Below are 14,546 nucleotides of genomic sequence, written 5' to 3'. Positions count from 1 at the left end.
CCTCCTAATTTAATATAGAATAAAGGTACTATATTCTACTGCATTTCTCTTTGTGCCGTCGGACAGTGTAATCATACATTCGATTTCAAACGGTCCATCATAGCAATCATTCCATGAAAAAATGTCATCGTCTAATGGAATCCAATGTCCATCATCGTCAATGTAGAACCCGCATCCCTCTGCTACAGAATCAATACTTTCATATTCTTCATCATCTTTTTCGCACCAGTAAATATCTTCATCGTCAGCATCTTCGTCAGTTTCTGTTAACCATTTATATACTTCAATAAAGTTTGGCAGGAAGTTTTTCTTTAACTCTTTTTGTATCATGTATTTTGTTGTGCTTAGATCAACAAGAACAATACAGGTTTTCATTGTATTTTCAATTAAAACGTCAAACATTAAATGTTGTTTGTTATCGAAGTCACCAAACCGAATATTCTCGGGATTAAATACTTTCAATCTGTCTGATAATAGTCTTATATATGTATTAGATTTATTCATGTATTTACCTCAACTATTTATGTATTGTTATAATCTCTAATTGTTAACGAAACCAATTTCATCGCAGAAGGGTTCTCTAAAATAAATCCCTGTATTAGCATTTTCCTTCATCCACAATACCTCATCGTCAACGATTTCACTATTTATGTATCGAATACAATCGCTAATTCCTGATTTCATTTCACTAGACACCATTCCTTCATAAGCCCATTCATAATCTCCATCATAGTACTTTTCTTGCCATGATCTTTCAAAAGGTTGATTCTTTGCCATCTGCTAACTTCTCCTTTAATAATTATGTTTGTTTTATAATTCAGAAACATGATAACTTATCTCCTTTTATAGATTGATTAGTAATGTGCTTCTGTATCCATAGGATACCATGAGAACAGTTAAGAGTCAATATATAATTATATTTGCATTAAATGATTGTCTGCTGTATAATGAAGACATCAAAAATAAGAATGGAGGAATTCAAGATGGAAGCATCTGTACATAATGTAGTTGGATTGAACAGTAGATCGGTTTGGGAAGACATTAGAACGCATATTGAAAGCTTTGAAAGCAAAAGGACATCTGAGAACTACGAACGAAGTTTGAGAATCTTCTATAAATGGTACAGAGGTAAAGATATTGAGTTGCTAAACAAGGGTGACTTATCCATCCGTAACGCAGATGTGCTTAAATATAGAAAGTATTTAGAAAATCATCCTATTGAATATGGAAACAGTTCAATCAATACGATGATTGCTGCTATTCAAAGTTTGTATGGATTTCTTGAAAGAAACGATTACAATGTAAAAGCTGCCGTAACAAAGGTTAAGCCACTGCCAGATGATTCTGAACGTGCCGGCTTTTTTCATGAGAGAGAAATAAATCAGATTACTGGAATACTTGAACCAACCGTCAAAGGTTATGAAAAGGCCGTATTTTGTGAGATGGCCTGGGTAACGAGTTTTCGTAAAGCATCTTTGTTATCTTTAAAATGGGAAGATATTTCTTTTAATAATGAAACCGGAAACTATAAAGTAACTGCCACAGTTAAAGGTGGTGAGAAGCATTCTGTTGATATTCCGGATGAGTTGTATAAGAGACTGCTTCATATCAATGAACTTGCTTATTATGACTATAATGATAATAAGATTTTTCATTTGAGTAATACAACCATCCAAAATATGATGCAATATATCATTGAAAAGTTGGAAATTGAACCGGAAAGAAATATTCGATTCCATAGCTTTAGAAATTTTGCATCCATGTTTGGGACACTTGAGGAATTGAGAAGACATTATAAACATTCCTCCATTGTCGTAACAGATAAATACTATGGAAGAGATAAAAAAAACAAGAGTAGTGATATTGGTTTGAGAATTGCTGATAAGATTGACGACAGTGTGTTTGAAGGATTGAGCAAGGAAGAGTTGATTATCTTGATCCTTTCACAGAATGAAAGTGCATTGTTCCAGATGAAGAGGGAAGCCAAGAAGATTATCGATAATAAAAATAATAAGGATGGTGTTGAATAGGTTGAGTGAGGTAATAAATTTAAAACTGACCCCTGTAAGGATGATACATCCTAAAAATGAAGCTTCCAAGAAAAATGATTTTAGAATTTATGCATGTACTACTGATAGTATGGATGTAGAACTGAACTCTTACGATAATCTTTCTATAAAGGGAGTAATGCAACGACTTGAATTAGGGATAGAATATCAGGCTCAAATTCAGTTAGACAAAGTTGATCCCAAATATGGGGCTAGTTATAATGTTCTTTCTATTTATCAGGACATACCAGAAACAATGGAAGGTCAAAGGGCATTCCTTGCTACTATGTTAACCGAGATACAATTAAGAGAAGCATATGAAACTTATCCAGACGAAGATATTATTAAGCTAATCGTAGACGATACATTTGATTATCAGAAAGTGAAATACTTTGGTCCTGTGGTTTACAAAAGAATTAGAGAGAGAATAATGGAGAACCTGGTCTACAAAGACATATTAAGCAGACTAGCGAAATACGGTATTAATTATGATGTGATTATTAAATTAGAAGAAAAGTTTGGTAGCAAGGATTTAGTTATACAAAAGATTGAAGACTGTCCGTATATCTTGACCGTTTTACCTGGATGGGGATTCAAACGCGCAGACAAAGTTGCCAAGTTAATGGGCGTTGCTCATGATAATGAGGATAGAGTTAAATACGGTATTAGATTTACCATTGATAAAAACCAGCAAAATGGACACACATTTATGTACCGTGAAGAATTGCTAAGAAGTGCTTCAGAAGAATTGGATTTAGAAGAAGCGTTTGTTGATTTAATATTAGATAAAACAGAAGAGCTTAAATTTATTGAAGATAAGGTTTCATTGATCCGTACATACAATACAGAGAAATACATAGCAAAACGTTTGAAACAAATGCTTGAAAGACAAGGGGAGTTACCATTTAACCCAGAGGAGTTTATTGAGTACATTGAAGACAAATATAAAGATATTCTCCCAAATGGCCTATCACAACAACAAAAAGATTTCTTTGGAAACATTCAAAAATATCCTGTGAATTTATTAGTGGGCTATGCCGGAACAGGCAAAAGCCAATTACAAAAATTCTTGAAAGAGTTACTAGATAAACTAGGACTCACTTTCACAATGCTATCACCATCTGCTAAAGCGGCTAAAGTTACTAAGAAATATACGGGTGTTAATGCACAAACCATACATAGAAAAATTGGATATGGAATGGATAAAGATGAAAATAACATGCATGAAATCGACGAAGAGTACGTAATTATCGATGAATCAGGTATGACTGATGTTTTCATCTTGGCATCAACCCTATCCAAGATTAAGAATCCAAAAACAAGAATTCTATTTGTAGGCGACGATTTTCAGTTATTGAGTATACAAGCCGGGAATTTTTTACATGACGCGATTGAGAGTGGAGTCATACCAATGACTAAACTGGACATTGTTTTTAGACAAAGCGAAGGTGGAATACTTGATATTGCAACAAATATAAGAGAAGGCAAAAGGTTCGTAAAAGATGATTTTACAGGTAAACAATTATTCGGTAATGATTTTTTATTACATTGTGTCGATCAGATACACATGGAAGCAGGTTATCAAAGTTATTATAAAATCCTGTTAAATACATATAATCCTGAAGATATTATGGTTCTAACTCCAAAAAAGAAGAGTAATTTAGGAACAGTGCAAATAAATAAATATATACAGTCAATTGTTAATGATAATGAGTTTGGAGAAAAGGCAGAACATAAGTTTAATTATGGCGAAGATATTTTGAGGGTAGGAGATTTTGTTCTTAATACGACCAATATGTACACAGTACCAGATATTAATAACTCTCAAGTTGATGTTGTGAACGGTGATTCTGGGATTATCAAGGAAATTAAAATGACCGATGAAGAAAAACAACATAAAGACGATGAGTTAATGGAGAATCAAAAGAAGGGGATTGTTATTGATTTTGACGATATGACAGTTAGGTTTGATTTTGAATTAGCCAATCAACTGCTTCACGCATGGAGTTTAACCATTCACAAAAGTCAAGGATCTGCTTGCGAAGCTGCAATATGTGTTATTGATAAATCATGTAAATTTCAACTTTCGGCAAATTTGATCTATACGGCCATTACCAGAGCGAAGCAGAAATGTGTGTTTCTAACCCAGGCTGAGACGTTGAACTATGCGATTCGAAAAGTTGATAGTATGAGAAGAAATACGCATTTATGTGAATTGCTAAGGCAACAGGAGCACTCGAATGAGTAAGGTAAGATGGGTACATATAAAGAATGAAACTATCAGAGATCCATCAATCACAGCGAACGATTTCTGCTTACTCGTCTATTTGAAGTGGTTTTCATTCAATGGAAAGGAGCGTACTGAGTTTGACATAGATAATGGACATGCTAAATTTTATACGGGGATTAAAGACAACAAGACAATAAAGAAGTCCTACTTAAGTTTGTATGAACATGGGTATATCTGTATTCCTGTACACGACCATATTATTCAGAGTCGTGCTTTACAAATTAAATTAAACAACGCCAAACTTCATTCTGAATCAGGGTTCACCAGGCTTCCATCAACACTCTTGTACATGATACGAGACAGTGCTCTAAGTCAACAAGAATTAAGAATACTGTACTACCTAGAAAGTCGTATAAATAGACCTACTAAAGCGTTCTGTTATCCTTCAAGAGAATTAATCTGTAGTGAATTAGGAATAAAATCACCGAAGACTATTAGTACAGCTAAAAAGTCACTGGTGAGCAGAGGTCTTTTAAAAGTAGAAGAACATAAGATTGGGACAACGCTTCAATATGATGAGGAAGACAGATTGATCAGAACAAAGTTTAATAATCACTACTATGTTCAGATTGATAAAATGCTTGAATATTACGGATAAATTTCTAAAGGTAAAAAATCCAAGATGTAGGGGTAAAATATCCAAGAACATAGGGTAAAATATCCAAGATCGAGAGGTAATTTATCCCGGACGATTTACCCCCTAATAAGTATATATAAAAGTAAACATTTAAACCAAGAATAAACACAGTATTTATAAAGGGGTCGCGCTACGCTGCTTTACCCCTTTCATGAAACTGAGACGCTTACGCTTTGAAAAAAAAGAACACTATCTTGTTTTTTCACATTATTCAATTTCAATTATTAAGTATTATTAATTTAGATATATATACTTGGATACTTTGGTTGTTAGTGAGGATAACAGAAAGTAAAAGTCTAACTTATCACGATGTTGTGTGTAGAAAGTTATAATTAAAACAAAAATAATAATTGACTTCGTATATTATTATACTATAATGAGAATATGATATGGTTGAATATCATAAAAAATTGAAGGTGGAATGATAAGTAAATGCAAATGATTGAGATATTAAAATTAAAGGAGCACTCAAGAAACAAAGAATTCTTCGATGATATTCATGGCGAGAAGTGGGATGACTTTAAAAAATCAATTGCTCGACGCGGTGTTGTTGAGGGGGTTGTTGTAACACAAGATTTGATTATTGTTTCTGGACATCAACGAGTGAATGCCTGTAGAGAACTTGGAATTTTAACAGTACCATGTAGAGTGAATCACTATCCAGATTTTGATGATCAAACTGGGAATCCCAAGGAAGATTTAATTCTAGAAGACCTAATCTGCACCAACATCATGCAGCGTGGTGTAGGCAATGTAAACCCAATGAAGATGGCTAAATGTATTCAGGAGTTAGAGCGGATCTATGGGATCAGGAATGGAGGAGATAGAAAATCAGATGCAAATAATTTTAATCTGAAAACACAATCCGAACTTGCTTCTGAAATTGGTGTTAGTCAGCAGCAACTCCAAAACTATAAACAACTTCTCAACTTAATTCCAGATATTCAAAACTTAGTTGAACGTAACAAGATCAAAGGTACCGTAGCATATAAGATTATTGCTAAATTGTCTGATGAAGAACAGCAGGAACTGTTTGATCGTTTAGGTGAAAATGGTCTGAGTAAGAAACCAAGCCGAGAAATTGAACAGCAGATTGAACTCTACAGAAAGGAGAAGGAGGAGTTAGAAAACAAAAATAAAACCCTGCTTGATACAATTGAGTCATTAAAAGATAAAGAGCCACAAATCATACATAGAGAAGTTGTTAAGGAAGTTGTTCCTGAAAGAATTAAAACAGAAATTGAAACTCTTAAAAGCAAAAATAACAATTATGAAAAAAATTTAAATGCAATTCAAATGTCATTGTCTGAAACAATTGAAGAAAAAGAACGATTAGAAGAGTACATAAAGTCTGAAGAGTATGAATTGTTAGAGAGTAAAAGAAAAGAAGAAATCCTAAAGTCTAAAACACATGTGAGTATGTTTGAGCTACAATTAAAGATTCAAAACTTTATAAAAGAAGCTGCACCAAGCTTATATTTACAAGGAGCCATGTCTTTTGCAGATAGAGGAGTGAAAAAAGAGTTGTTAGAATCCGTAAAAGCACTAGAGGAGTATACTAATAACTTGATCAACTTCATAGACAAAGACAATACAGTAGTTCGTACTAAAAATGTAATTGAAATTAACTAAACTAAGCGGAAAACAAAGGAGATAATAAATAATGAGTAATGTAATTGCGATTAATCCTAATGGTGACGACGAGTTTGAATCTATGCATACAGCGCTTAAAATCGCGCTACAATCTTCACTCTCAACATTGGATGAGGTTAAAAATTTACGGGATGAGATGCGCCATAATACTAGTCAAGTTAAAGCAATTGGGAATTTTATGATTGACTTTTATAATGAATATAGACAGGATGACAGAGTAACAACAGGTCAAAAAAAGTCTATCCGAAAAGAAATGCACCAGAGAGCAACATTAATAACTAAGATCCTTTTCCCATCATACGAAATTGACTATTCCAAAGGTGCAGATTTTTATAAGGAATGGAATAAGGTAATCAAAGGGTTGTGGTCCATTTATAGACATATGGTGAATGAAAATGCTTGTGGATATGACGAGACGCCAAAAATTAAATTTGAATCAGCAATCAAATACATTAAAGGACTTTCGCTTGCCGATTATAGATATTACAAAGAGTCTAGATGGAACGCAATCAAAAAGTTTGAAATTGAATTGAAACAAGAAGATAAGTTGACGATGGAGAGCATTGTGGAAAACTACATTGAAAACAAATATAAGGGGAATAATGTTGAAGAAAGAGATTTATTGAATTAATACATACGAATAAATTGGTGTTCAGAATTTATATCTGGACGCCTTTTTATTTGTTTAAAATATCAGGGTAGTATCCAGGTTGAATGGATGCTGCCTTTTTTGTGTTTATATATCCCCCGGTATGGATAGGTGTTGAATTGTTATCGTGTGATAAAAAATTGAGACGATAACAATTTGTAAAAGTGATGTAATGAACATGTATGGGAAGGGGAAAAAGGTAGAGAAAAGGTAGACAAATCAAGGGAAAAATTCTTAATGAATAGGATTGATATAGATAGCAAATTGAGAAGATGAGCGAGAGAATTCTGTTGTCGTTGAGGTGCTATCGTAAAAGTGTAGACGTAGCAAGGTGTTTTAGGTCAAATTGTACATGAAATTGAGCAAAAGTTGAGATAGCGTAAATAAGAGTGAGAGAAAAAGTGTAGATGGGAGTTGAGTTTTTATCGTGTGTGACGATAGCAATTACGATAACAATTAGGGGAAATGAAGAGGAAATATGACTTATTTAAGTGATGGGGAGGGGGAGAGGATTTTGATAAAAATTAGAGGGAGGTGAAAATTGAGTTGAGTGTGGGAGTGGAAGTGCTAGGGGTATAATATGGAAATAAAAGTTAATTTTTGATGTAAAATACCCCCCTATAGATGGTACATTAGTATAGTTAGATACCATCTAGGATAGGTGCTATATGATCCATAGAACATCTAAAATGTCAATAGTTTTATGCTGAATTCTCAAAAAAATTTTCATATATGCACATTTAATTTTAAATTTTTACCTTGTGTCACATGTACCAGTGACGTAAATCCGCATATTCGATTCCATAACGAAGTGACATAAATCGCTGTCATAGTTTCACTCTATGAAACTCTATTTCATTTTTGCATTAACCAACTATATCCAACTATTTATTAATCACATTCAATCATACACAATTCAGCCACATTAATTAACACAAATATAATAATATTAACCTCATTCCTATATACACAATCAGTCTATTATGTTATAATATTCTTGTAAGGGAAAGGAGGTGATAGCATGAGACTCCTAAAGGATAACCTTCCTTTAATCACTTTCCTTCTGACTTTCGCTCTTGGTATTCCTAATCTTATTCTTAATATTAGAAAAGATAGGAGAGAGTCAAGGAAGGAACAGGCTGAACGCTTACAACTAGAATCATTACAACATGAAAAAGGTGTCTATCCTCGGCGAAAGGATAAACACCAGCGTTAAAGCCTCCATTCAAGAGAGCTGCTTTCACAGGGCTTTCTTGAATCCCTTACGTATTATATAACACGTATTATGATTTTATGCAACGTTTAATTATCCTTTTTCTAAAAAATTAATTAGGAGATGATCCCATGTCTAAAATGACAATCTTCACTTTTGTCCTTTTACTCCTTACATCCATTATCACAACTATATATATGACTCTTACGCCGCTTAATATTATCTTTGTATCCTTATCTATTCTTATTTCCCTTTCTGGCCTTGTATATGCTTTTGTGTCAAGGAAGCAAAAGAGAGAATAATTCTCTCCAATATTAGCACAAAAATAATTATATACAAGTAATTAAATACAAGGTATAATATATATAACAAATGAGACTAATAGGAGGTTATTAATATGTCTACTCTTAACGTATCCAATACATCTTCACTCATTTCTTCGCTTCCACTTCCAACAAAAGACACAAATATTCTTGACTTCTTCGCATTTTGCCGCACATTTTATGATGAAAACATTTCATCTCCTCTTAACAACTATCAAAGTTATGAATATATCGGATTCCGTTTTGAGGACAAAGACCGCCAACCCGGAGAAATTTGTGATTGCTCACGGCATAATATCGAACGCGTTGATGAACGTGATTTCCCTGCATACGGATCTGAAGAATATAACAATTCTGCTTTAATGGCTGGAACGTCCGTATGGGATTTGAAGTGTGAAAATAATTATCATATTCCTTCATACTTGGATTTCATGTCTCATAAAACAGTATATGATTATTTTCCGTGTAAACACCTTTATATTGTCGCTGGCTATCAAGCTGACAATACCTTCATTGACTCGCTTGATGAAGGGGAAATAGTGATTGTTAACGCTGAAGTATTGATAAAGGTATATTAATACCACAATTAATAAGTGCAAAAATAATAATAATGTTGTTATTTAAACGGTATTGTGTTATAATGAATTATAGAGTTAATAAACAGTAATTATTCATAGGAGGTTTTCAAAATGGCAAAAACTCAAATCGCACTGACCGCTCAAGCACTTCGCCAAGCACTTAAGGAAGCTTTCCCGCTTACAAAGTTCTCGGTTCGTTCTTCGGCCGGTTGTGCTATTAACGTTTCCTGGACGGATCTTCCTTCCGTGGCCGCTGTTGAGGCCATTACAGATAAATATAAAAATGTATCGTACGATCATCACACGGGCGAAATCCTGTCCGGTGCAAATACATATGTTTTCTGCAACGTCGAATATTCGCCAGAATTTACCGCTGAAGTTGAATCCCGTATGCCGGGATTTTATCTGCTTCCTGAAAATAAAATGTACTACAATCGCAAATTTGGCGAAACGGTTAAGCAAATCTGGGAGGAGCAGAATGCCGCTACTCCCGAAATGGAGGCAGAAGAAGCGGTTACGTCTGAAATTATGGAAGTAGCAGAACAGACCGCAGAAGCTGAAACGGTTACCACTGTTTCCGCCGAGCCTGTCAATCCTGAGCCTGTACAATCTGCACAAATCCCAGTTCAATCCATTACATTCCTTTGGGCTGAATCTTCCGTAATTGCCGAAAATACCACAGTCTCCACTTTTGCCGAAGCGAACGCAATCATTAAGCGCATCGCCTACGAGCGCGAATATAAGGAAGGTTACAGCAAAACAGCCTTTATTATCACCTGGGCGGATGGCCGCACTCATGATGGCCGCATAGACGTATCTAAGAGCCATATTAATGATACTAACCCACTCGGCAATCATGTTTATAACTTTTATATGTCTATTGCTGGCCTAAAAAGGCCGTTTCAATGGTCAGAGGACGAATATAAAAATATGTTAACCTCTGTCTATAAAATGGACGATGAAAAAACGGCAGAAGTTAAACATATCCTTGCTATTTACATGTTTGATGACGTTTCTTCTTCTTCTGATCCCGATAAAAAGGGAAAGGGAGAAGAAGAACAAACAGAAGCGCCCACAGCCAACGAGACAGCCACAGAAGCAGCCGAGCCGGTTTATAACGCTGTTTCTGCGTCCACTCCTGAAACTGTCTCCATTACGCTAAACGCCGAGCGCAACGGTGTAGAAATCCGCTTCGCCTCTATACCATCGCCTGAGATGATCGCACAACTTAAGTCAAACGGCTTTAGATGGTCTAAGCCGCAAAAAATGTGGTACGCTAAGCAGTCAACTAATACTATTGCTTTTGCTAACTCCTTAGAGCCTACAGAGTCCCCACAAGGCAGTGCAGAGCCTTACACGTACCCAGATATTAATATCAACGATATCGACACATATACAATCAGTAAAGAACTTCAGCGGCGGGAACATGATTCAAATTGGATTTTTCGGCGCGAAGAAAAGGACAGAACAAAGGAAATACAAGACTATTTCACAAGTTGGAACGAAACGGTTAGTAATATCTGCAATACTACAGACAACCAACGAATTATTTACTATCTCAAAAAGGCTCTTCAATCCTTTAAAAAGAAATACCATGCCAACAAAATTGCCTATCTCACTGCTAAAGCGGCGACCCCGAATATTGCCGTGACCGGCAGAGGAGGCGTTAACGTAAACCACTATAATAAAAAAATGGATAGAATTGATAAACTCATGAAAGAATCAATTGAAATAACCGATTACATGAAACAGGCCGTTGACCGTGCTAAACGTGATATATATAAAGACGAGCGGCAAGCAATTCAGAATCAAATTAACTCCATTACTGACATTGATTCAGCACAATTTAAAACGGATAAACTACCTATAACCGTTGCAGGATATACCGAAACTAAACGGGTATATATCTACAAACAATACATGATCGCTAAAGCCTGGGGATGCTTTAGAGTGTTCACGCTTGACGGAAGAGAGATTGAATCAAATCTTAAAACAACGGACACGCTGACCGATGCAAAGCGCTTTGTCCTGTATCTAGTAAATAAGGACCAGCAAAATAGTACAGCAGTTTAATACAAAAATAATAATATTATAAATATATGTTGTAAACCGCTCTTGATTATGATATACTTTTATCAAGAAGTTAATCACTTCATATAAAAGGAGCGGTTAAAATGAACAATGTTATCCTTATGAAAAAAGTTAAAGAATTGATGTTTCAAACACTGCACAGCAGAGAGCAAAGCTTGCGCGTTATGGTTCAGAGTGCAACCATTTGCAAAGCTTTCGGCGTTAAAAATGATGAATACGAAACTGAAAAGTCAGTCGCCGCAGACTATGAAAGAAATGTTGTAATGTCAGACAATGAAATCAGGAATGATTTTAATAAATATATGGGCTTTTTGAAGTGGGTCATTGAACAGAATGATCTTGACAAACAAAGAGAATATAAAAATCGACTTCATGACTTCGTTGAAGCCGTTGGATTTTTTAACAAAGAGTTGTATGAGGAGTTCTATCAAACAATCTACAATTAATACAAAAATAATAACATATACTTGAAATACAGCACATCCTCCTGTATAATATAACTAAAGATAGTTATATGGGAGGTGTTTTTTATGTATAAAAAACCTATACCAGATGATGAACTCTTAAAACTTATTCCTAAACTTGCTAAGCAAGCACAATACAGATTTACCACTCATGCGCTTCAGCGCCTACGGCAACGTGACCGCAACTTTACCGAGGATCGGATGTTGTTTATTCTGAAGAACCCCAAGTCGATTAGAGCGGAATGGGATGCCACCAAAAGAGAATTTAAATATGTTGTAGAGGGCTATAATAAACGTCATGTTGTTATCTCAATTAGAAATTACAGCAGAGACAATACATATATGTCGATTATTACGGTTTATTAATGTTGCTGGCCGTGCTTTTATTTTCAAGTTTAGCGTATAATGAGTATAACAATCTGGACCCGCAAAGGAGACTAAGAAATGCCTAAGAATAAAATACAGAAAAACGAAGTCATTTCCGCTACGCTGCTTACCGACCGTCAATATAAGTCCAGTGTAATCAACAACGCATTCACAGACGCAAATAAAGACCGATATAAAAGTATTACTGATCTGGCTCTTGAGGATTTGACGGGAACGGCTGAAGCTTATAAAGCCGGTGCAATTGACTCCGAGCAGGAGGTGAGTGAACAGATTCGGATATTTTTAGAGGAATATGCAGTAAATTTGATTAATCTTTTAACAAGTAAAAAGGAAGAGGAATAAGAGAGGGGTTAATTTATAATTGATTAACATAGTTCACTCTAATTTTGAGTGAACATTTTGTATTTAGAGTCATATTCATATTGCAAATATAATTATTTTATGTTAATATTCAATTGAGGCTAAGCAATACATAACGCATATAACAAAGGAGATGTTACAGATGACTATTACAGAGCAAACTATTAAACAGGCCGTAAGGCACGACGAAGAGATGAAGAAGAAAAGTAAGAGTAAAAAAATAATAAAAATTATTAAAAAAGACGGTTCTCTAGTTCTTAAAACAACAGGGGACAATATGAAGGTGTTAGAACTCTGTACTTGTTGCAAAACAGACGTTGTAACATATTGCGGGAATACTGTCGAGATCCGTGTTAGTATCTAGTATATACAAAAATAAAAAAAGGTGGCGAATGACATGGGAATGAGAATCCAAGAAAAAGAACAACAGGATAATGTCGCTATGGTCCAATGGACAGCAAAATATAAGATTATTCTTGCCGTTTGTGTTGTGGTTTGGTTCATGGTGCTTATCCAATGGGTGGGATGATTAAAAAGTACAAATATAATAATATTATTGACAAAACAAAATTACCGATGTATAATAAATGTATCAAATGAAGCGGAGGTAATACATATGACATGGGAAGAACTTTTGAAGAAAGAAAACGCAACAATCGATGAAATACTGAATGCAGAACTCCCAAAAAGAAATGGTCAGTATTTCGGTTGGGAAGGATGGCCGAAAATATCTGAATGGGATCTGAAAGATTATCAAGGAAGATGAGCAAACAGGGGAGACAACTCCCCTTAAAATGATAATTTTATTCAAAAAAAGAGGGCGAATACAAATGAAGAATCTCAATGTAAGATATAACAACGTCCCTAGAAACATACAAGAAGACATGAGAGATGAATTCTGCATGGGATGGGAATCGTCAAATGGAAAGAATGCAATCAAAGTTGATTTTCTGGGCTTTACTCAATTCAATGGATTAACGGATGGGTTTCGTTTAAAAGTTGGCGAAAAAATTGTTAGTTTTGACTATTTCTCAACAAGCTATTTTATTGAGCAATAATTTAATAAAAGCAAGATTTCATAAGGAGTGAAACAAATGAAGCATAACGACAATGACAACACAATATTCATTCCGATGTGGGGAATTGGACTTGTTTTTCTTTCACTCTTTCTCTTTATAACATGTTCTCCTACTTTTTCAGCAGGAGCAAAATTCATTATGGTAGTCCTATTGGTCCTGGCTGCTGTAGGACTATTGATAAAGTGTAGCGTTTCTATTATACAAAAATAATAAGGAGTTGTTTATATGTACATTATCAAAAACTGGATTAAAACGGATAATTGGTCTGGAGCTATTGTACAAGACCCTGAAGGAAAACACTGCCTAACAAATGGTGTATTTAGATGGGCGATGGCTCCACATCGTCTGTATACCGTTGTAGAGGCATCCGAAGAGGATAAGATGAATTTTATTAGTCGTTGGAATAGATGTTTTCCGCACTTCCCCATCTCTATATCTGTTGATCTAATTGTCCCACATGCTCATACAGTCTAAGTTCGCTAGTACGTGTCCGTATTGTTTTAAGCATATTAATATAGGCGATACGGTAGAATGGGAGCTAGGGAAACCAGCGGTACATGGCCGCTGTGTTGTGGAGAGAAGAAGAGAACTAGAAAGAAAACTGTTAGATAAAGCAGTTAGGCCGGTAATATATAAAGGAGAAAGTGTTTATTCTGTTTTTGTCTATAAGGATGGTTACGCGATTGAATATGGATTGTATAAAAATAAAAGTACATGCGGCATATGTACTGGAGAATGTAGAGTACTAAAAGGTAAAGATGCACTTAGCTTTCT

17 protein-coding genes are annotated in these 14,546 nt (G+C 34.9%); 15 read left to right on the top strand and 2 right to left on the bottom strand.

The genetic code is table 11. The annotated features are described in order from the left end of the window. Positions 1 to 9 precede the first annotated feature (9 nt). Positions 10 to 504, bottom strand: coding sequence for a hypothetical protein (locus F4V43_RS02460; protein WP_150456659.1), 495 nt, complete (start codon positions 502 to 504; stop codon positions 10 to 12). A gap of 36 nt (positions 505 to 540) precedes the next feature. Next, positions 541 to 777, bottom strand: a complete 237-nt coding sequence (locus F4V43_RS02455; RefSeq protein WP_150456658.1) for a hypothetical protein — start codon at positions 775 to 777, stop codon at positions 541 to 543. A gap of 206 nt (positions 778 to 983) precedes the next feature. Between F4V43_RS02455 and F4V43_RS02450 the strand changes: the two genes are divergently transcribed. From F4V43_RS02450 to F4V43_RS02390, 15 genes are all read left to right on the top strand, one after another. Next, entirely contained in the window at positions 984 to 2,030 is a 1,047-nt protein-coding gene (locus F4V43_RS02450; protein WP_191089447.1) for a tyrosine-type recombinase/integrase, read from the top strand. Between the two features lies 1 nt (position 2,031). Next, positions 2,032 to 4,296, top strand: a complete 2,265-nt coding sequence (locus F4V43_RS02445; protein WP_191089446.1) for an AAA family ATPase — start codon at positions 2,032 to 2,034, stop codon at positions 4,294 to 4,296. After that, positions 4,289 to 4,936: a helix-turn-helix domain-containing protein gene (locus tag F4V43_RS02440; protein ID WP_150456655.1), complete on the top strand. Its 648-nt coding sequence runs from the start codon at positions 4,289 to 4,291 to the stop codon at positions 4,934 to 4,936. The genes F4V43_RS02445 and F4V43_RS02440 overlap by 8 nt, the downstream gene beginning before the upstream one ends. A gap of 471 nt (positions 4,937 to 5,407) precedes the next feature. Continuing rightward, entirely contained in the window at positions 5,408 to 6,607 is a 1,200-nt protein-coding gene (locus tag F4V43_RS02435; RefSeq protein WP_150456654.1) for a ParB/RepB/Spo0J family partition protein, read from the top strand. 31 nt (positions 6,608 to 6,638) lie between these two features. Further along, positions 6,639 to 7,259 (top strand): hypothetical protein, encoded by a 621-nt coding sequence (locus tag F4V43_RS02430; RefSeq protein WP_150456653.1) that lies wholly within the window; start codon positions 6,639 to 6,641, stop codon positions 7,257 to 7,259. 1,628 nt (positions 7,260 to 8,887) lie between these two features. Then, positions 8,888 to 9,391: a hypothetical protein gene (locus F4V43_RS02425; protein ID WP_150456652.1), complete on the top strand. Its 504-nt coding sequence runs from the start codon at positions 8,888 to 8,890 to the stop codon at positions 9,389 to 9,391. A gap of 111 nt (positions 9,392 to 9,502) precedes the next feature. Beyond that, a complete protein-coding gene (locus tag F4V43_RS02420; protein ID WP_150456651.1) occupies positions 9,503 to 11,464 on the top strand; it encodes an LPD29 domain-containing protein in 1,962 nt (653 codons plus the stop codon). 101 nt (positions 11,465 to 11,565) lie between these two features. Beyond that, entirely contained in the window at positions 11,566 to 11,928 is a 363-nt protein-coding gene (locus tag F4V43_RS02415; RefSeq protein WP_150456650.1) for a hypothetical protein, read from the top strand. Positions 11,929 to 12,012: 84 nt separating this feature from the next. After that, positions 12,013 to 12,312 carry a DUF4258 domain-containing protein gene (locus tag F4V43_RS02410; RefSeq protein ID WP_150456649.1) on the top strand — a complete coding sequence of 100 codons (300 nt, stop codon included), beginning with the start codon at positions 12,013 to 12,015 and terminating at the stop codon, positions 12,310 to 12,312. A gap of 78 nt (positions 12,313 to 12,390) precedes the next feature. Beyond that, complete coding sequence (locus F4V43_RS02405) at positions 12,391 to 12,675, top strand: hypothetical protein (protein ID WP_150456648.1); 285 nt, start codon at positions 12,391 to 12,393, stop codon at positions 12,673 to 12,675. A 160-nt stretch (positions 12,676 to 12,835) separates the two neighbouring features. Then, on the top strand, positions 12,836 to 13,057 hold the full coding sequence (locus F4V43_RS02400; RefSeq protein ID WP_150456647.1) for a hypothetical protein: 222 nt from the start codon (positions 12,836 to 12,838) through the stop codon (positions 13,055 to 13,057). A gap of 33 nt (positions 13,058 to 13,090) precedes the next feature. After that, a complete protein-coding gene (locus F4V43_RS19955; protein WP_263406087.1) occupies positions 13,091 to 13,222 on the top strand; it encodes a hypothetical protein in 132 nt (43 codons plus the stop codon). A gap of 87 nt (positions 13,223 to 13,309) precedes the next feature. Continuing rightward, entirely contained in the window at positions 13,310 to 13,459 is a 150-nt protein-coding gene (locus F4V43_RS19605) for a hypothetical protein (protein WP_191089445.1), read from the top strand. Between the two features lie 64 nt (positions 13,460 to 13,523). Beyond that, the gene (locus F4V43_RS02395) at positions 13,524 to 13,751 is read left to right on the top strand and encodes a hypothetical protein (protein WP_150456646.1); all 228 of its coding nucleotides are present in this window, start codon (positions 13,524 to 13,526) and stop codon (positions 13,749 to 13,751) included. A gap of 246 nt (positions 13,752 to 13,997) precedes the next feature. Beyond that, positions 13,998 to 14,246, top strand: coding sequence for a hypothetical protein (locus F4V43_RS02390; protein ID WP_150456645.1), 249 nt, complete (start codon positions 13,998 to 14,000; stop codon positions 14,244 to 14,246). The last annotated feature ends 300 nt before the right edge of the window (positions 14,247 to 14,546 follow it).

The sequence above is a fragment of the Paenibacillus spiritus genome (assembly GCF_008710135.1).
Taxonomy (GTDB): domain Bacteria; phylum Bacillota; class Bacilli; order Paenibacillales; family Paenibacillaceae; genus Paenibacillus_AQ; species Paenibacillus_AQ glufosinatiresistens.
Note: the sequence above shows the minus strand (reverse complement) of the source record. Positions and strands in the feature narration are given on the sequence as shown.

Coding starts and splice junctions, on each gene's coding strand:
- F4V43_RS02460 (WP_150456659.1), bottom strand. CDS start 504: ATGAATAAATCTAATACATATATAAGACTATTATCAGACAGATTGAAA.
- F4V43_RS02455 (WP_150456658.1), bottom strand. CDS start 777: ATGGCAAAGAATCAACCTTTTGAAAGATCATGGCAAGAAAAGTACTAT.
- F4V43_RS02450 (WP_191089447.1), top strand. CDS start 984: ATGGAAGCATCTGTACATAATGTAGTTGGATTGAACAGTAGATCGGTT.
- F4V43_RS02440 (WP_150456655.1), top strand. CDS start 4,289: ATGAGTAAGGTAAGATGGGTACATATAAAGAATGAAACTATCAGAGAT.
- F4V43_RS02435 (WP_150456654.1), top strand. CDS start 5,408: ATGCAAATGATTGAGATATTAAAATTAAAGGAGCACTCAAGAAACAAA.
- F4V43_RS02430 (WP_150456653.1), top strand. CDS start 6,639: ATGAGTAATGTAATTGCGATTAATCCTAATGGTGACGACGAGTTTGAA.
- F4V43_RS02425 (WP_150456652.1), top strand. CDS start 8,888: ATGTCTACTCTTAACGTATCCAATACATCTTCACTCATTTCTTCGCTT.
- F4V43_RS02420 (WP_150456651.1), top strand. CDS start 9,503: ATGGCAAAAACTCAAATCGCACTGACCGCTCAAGCACTTCGCCAAGCA.
- F4V43_RS02415 (WP_150456650.1), top strand. CDS start 11,566: ATGAACAATGTTATCCTTATGAAAAAAGTTAAAGAATTGATGTTTCAA.
- F4V43_RS02410 (WP_150456649.1), top strand. CDS start 12,013: ATGTATAAAAAACCTATACCAGATGATGAACTCTTAAAACTTATTCCT.
- F4V43_RS02405 (WP_150456648.1), top strand. CDS start 12,391: ATGCCTAAGAATAAAATACAGAAAAACGAAGTCATTTCCGCTACGCTG.
- F4V43_RS02400 (WP_150456647.1), top strand. CDS start 12,836: ATGACTATTACAGAGCAAACTATTAAACAGGCCGTAAGGCACGACGAA.
- F4V43_RS19955 (WP_263406087.1), top strand. CDS start 13,091: ATGGGAATGAGAATCCAAGAAAAAGAACAACAGGATAATGTCGCTATG.
- F4V43_RS19605 (WP_191089445.1), top strand. CDS start 13,310: ATGACATGGGAAGAACTTTTGAAGAAAGAAAACGCAACAATCGATGAA.
- F4V43_RS02395 (WP_150456646.1), top strand. CDS start 13,524: ATGAAGAATCTCAATGTAAGATATAACAACGTCCCTAGAAACATACAA.
- F4V43_RS02390 (WP_150456645.1), top strand. CDS start 13,998: ATGTACATTATCAAAAACTGGATTAAAACGGATAATTGGTCTGGAGCT.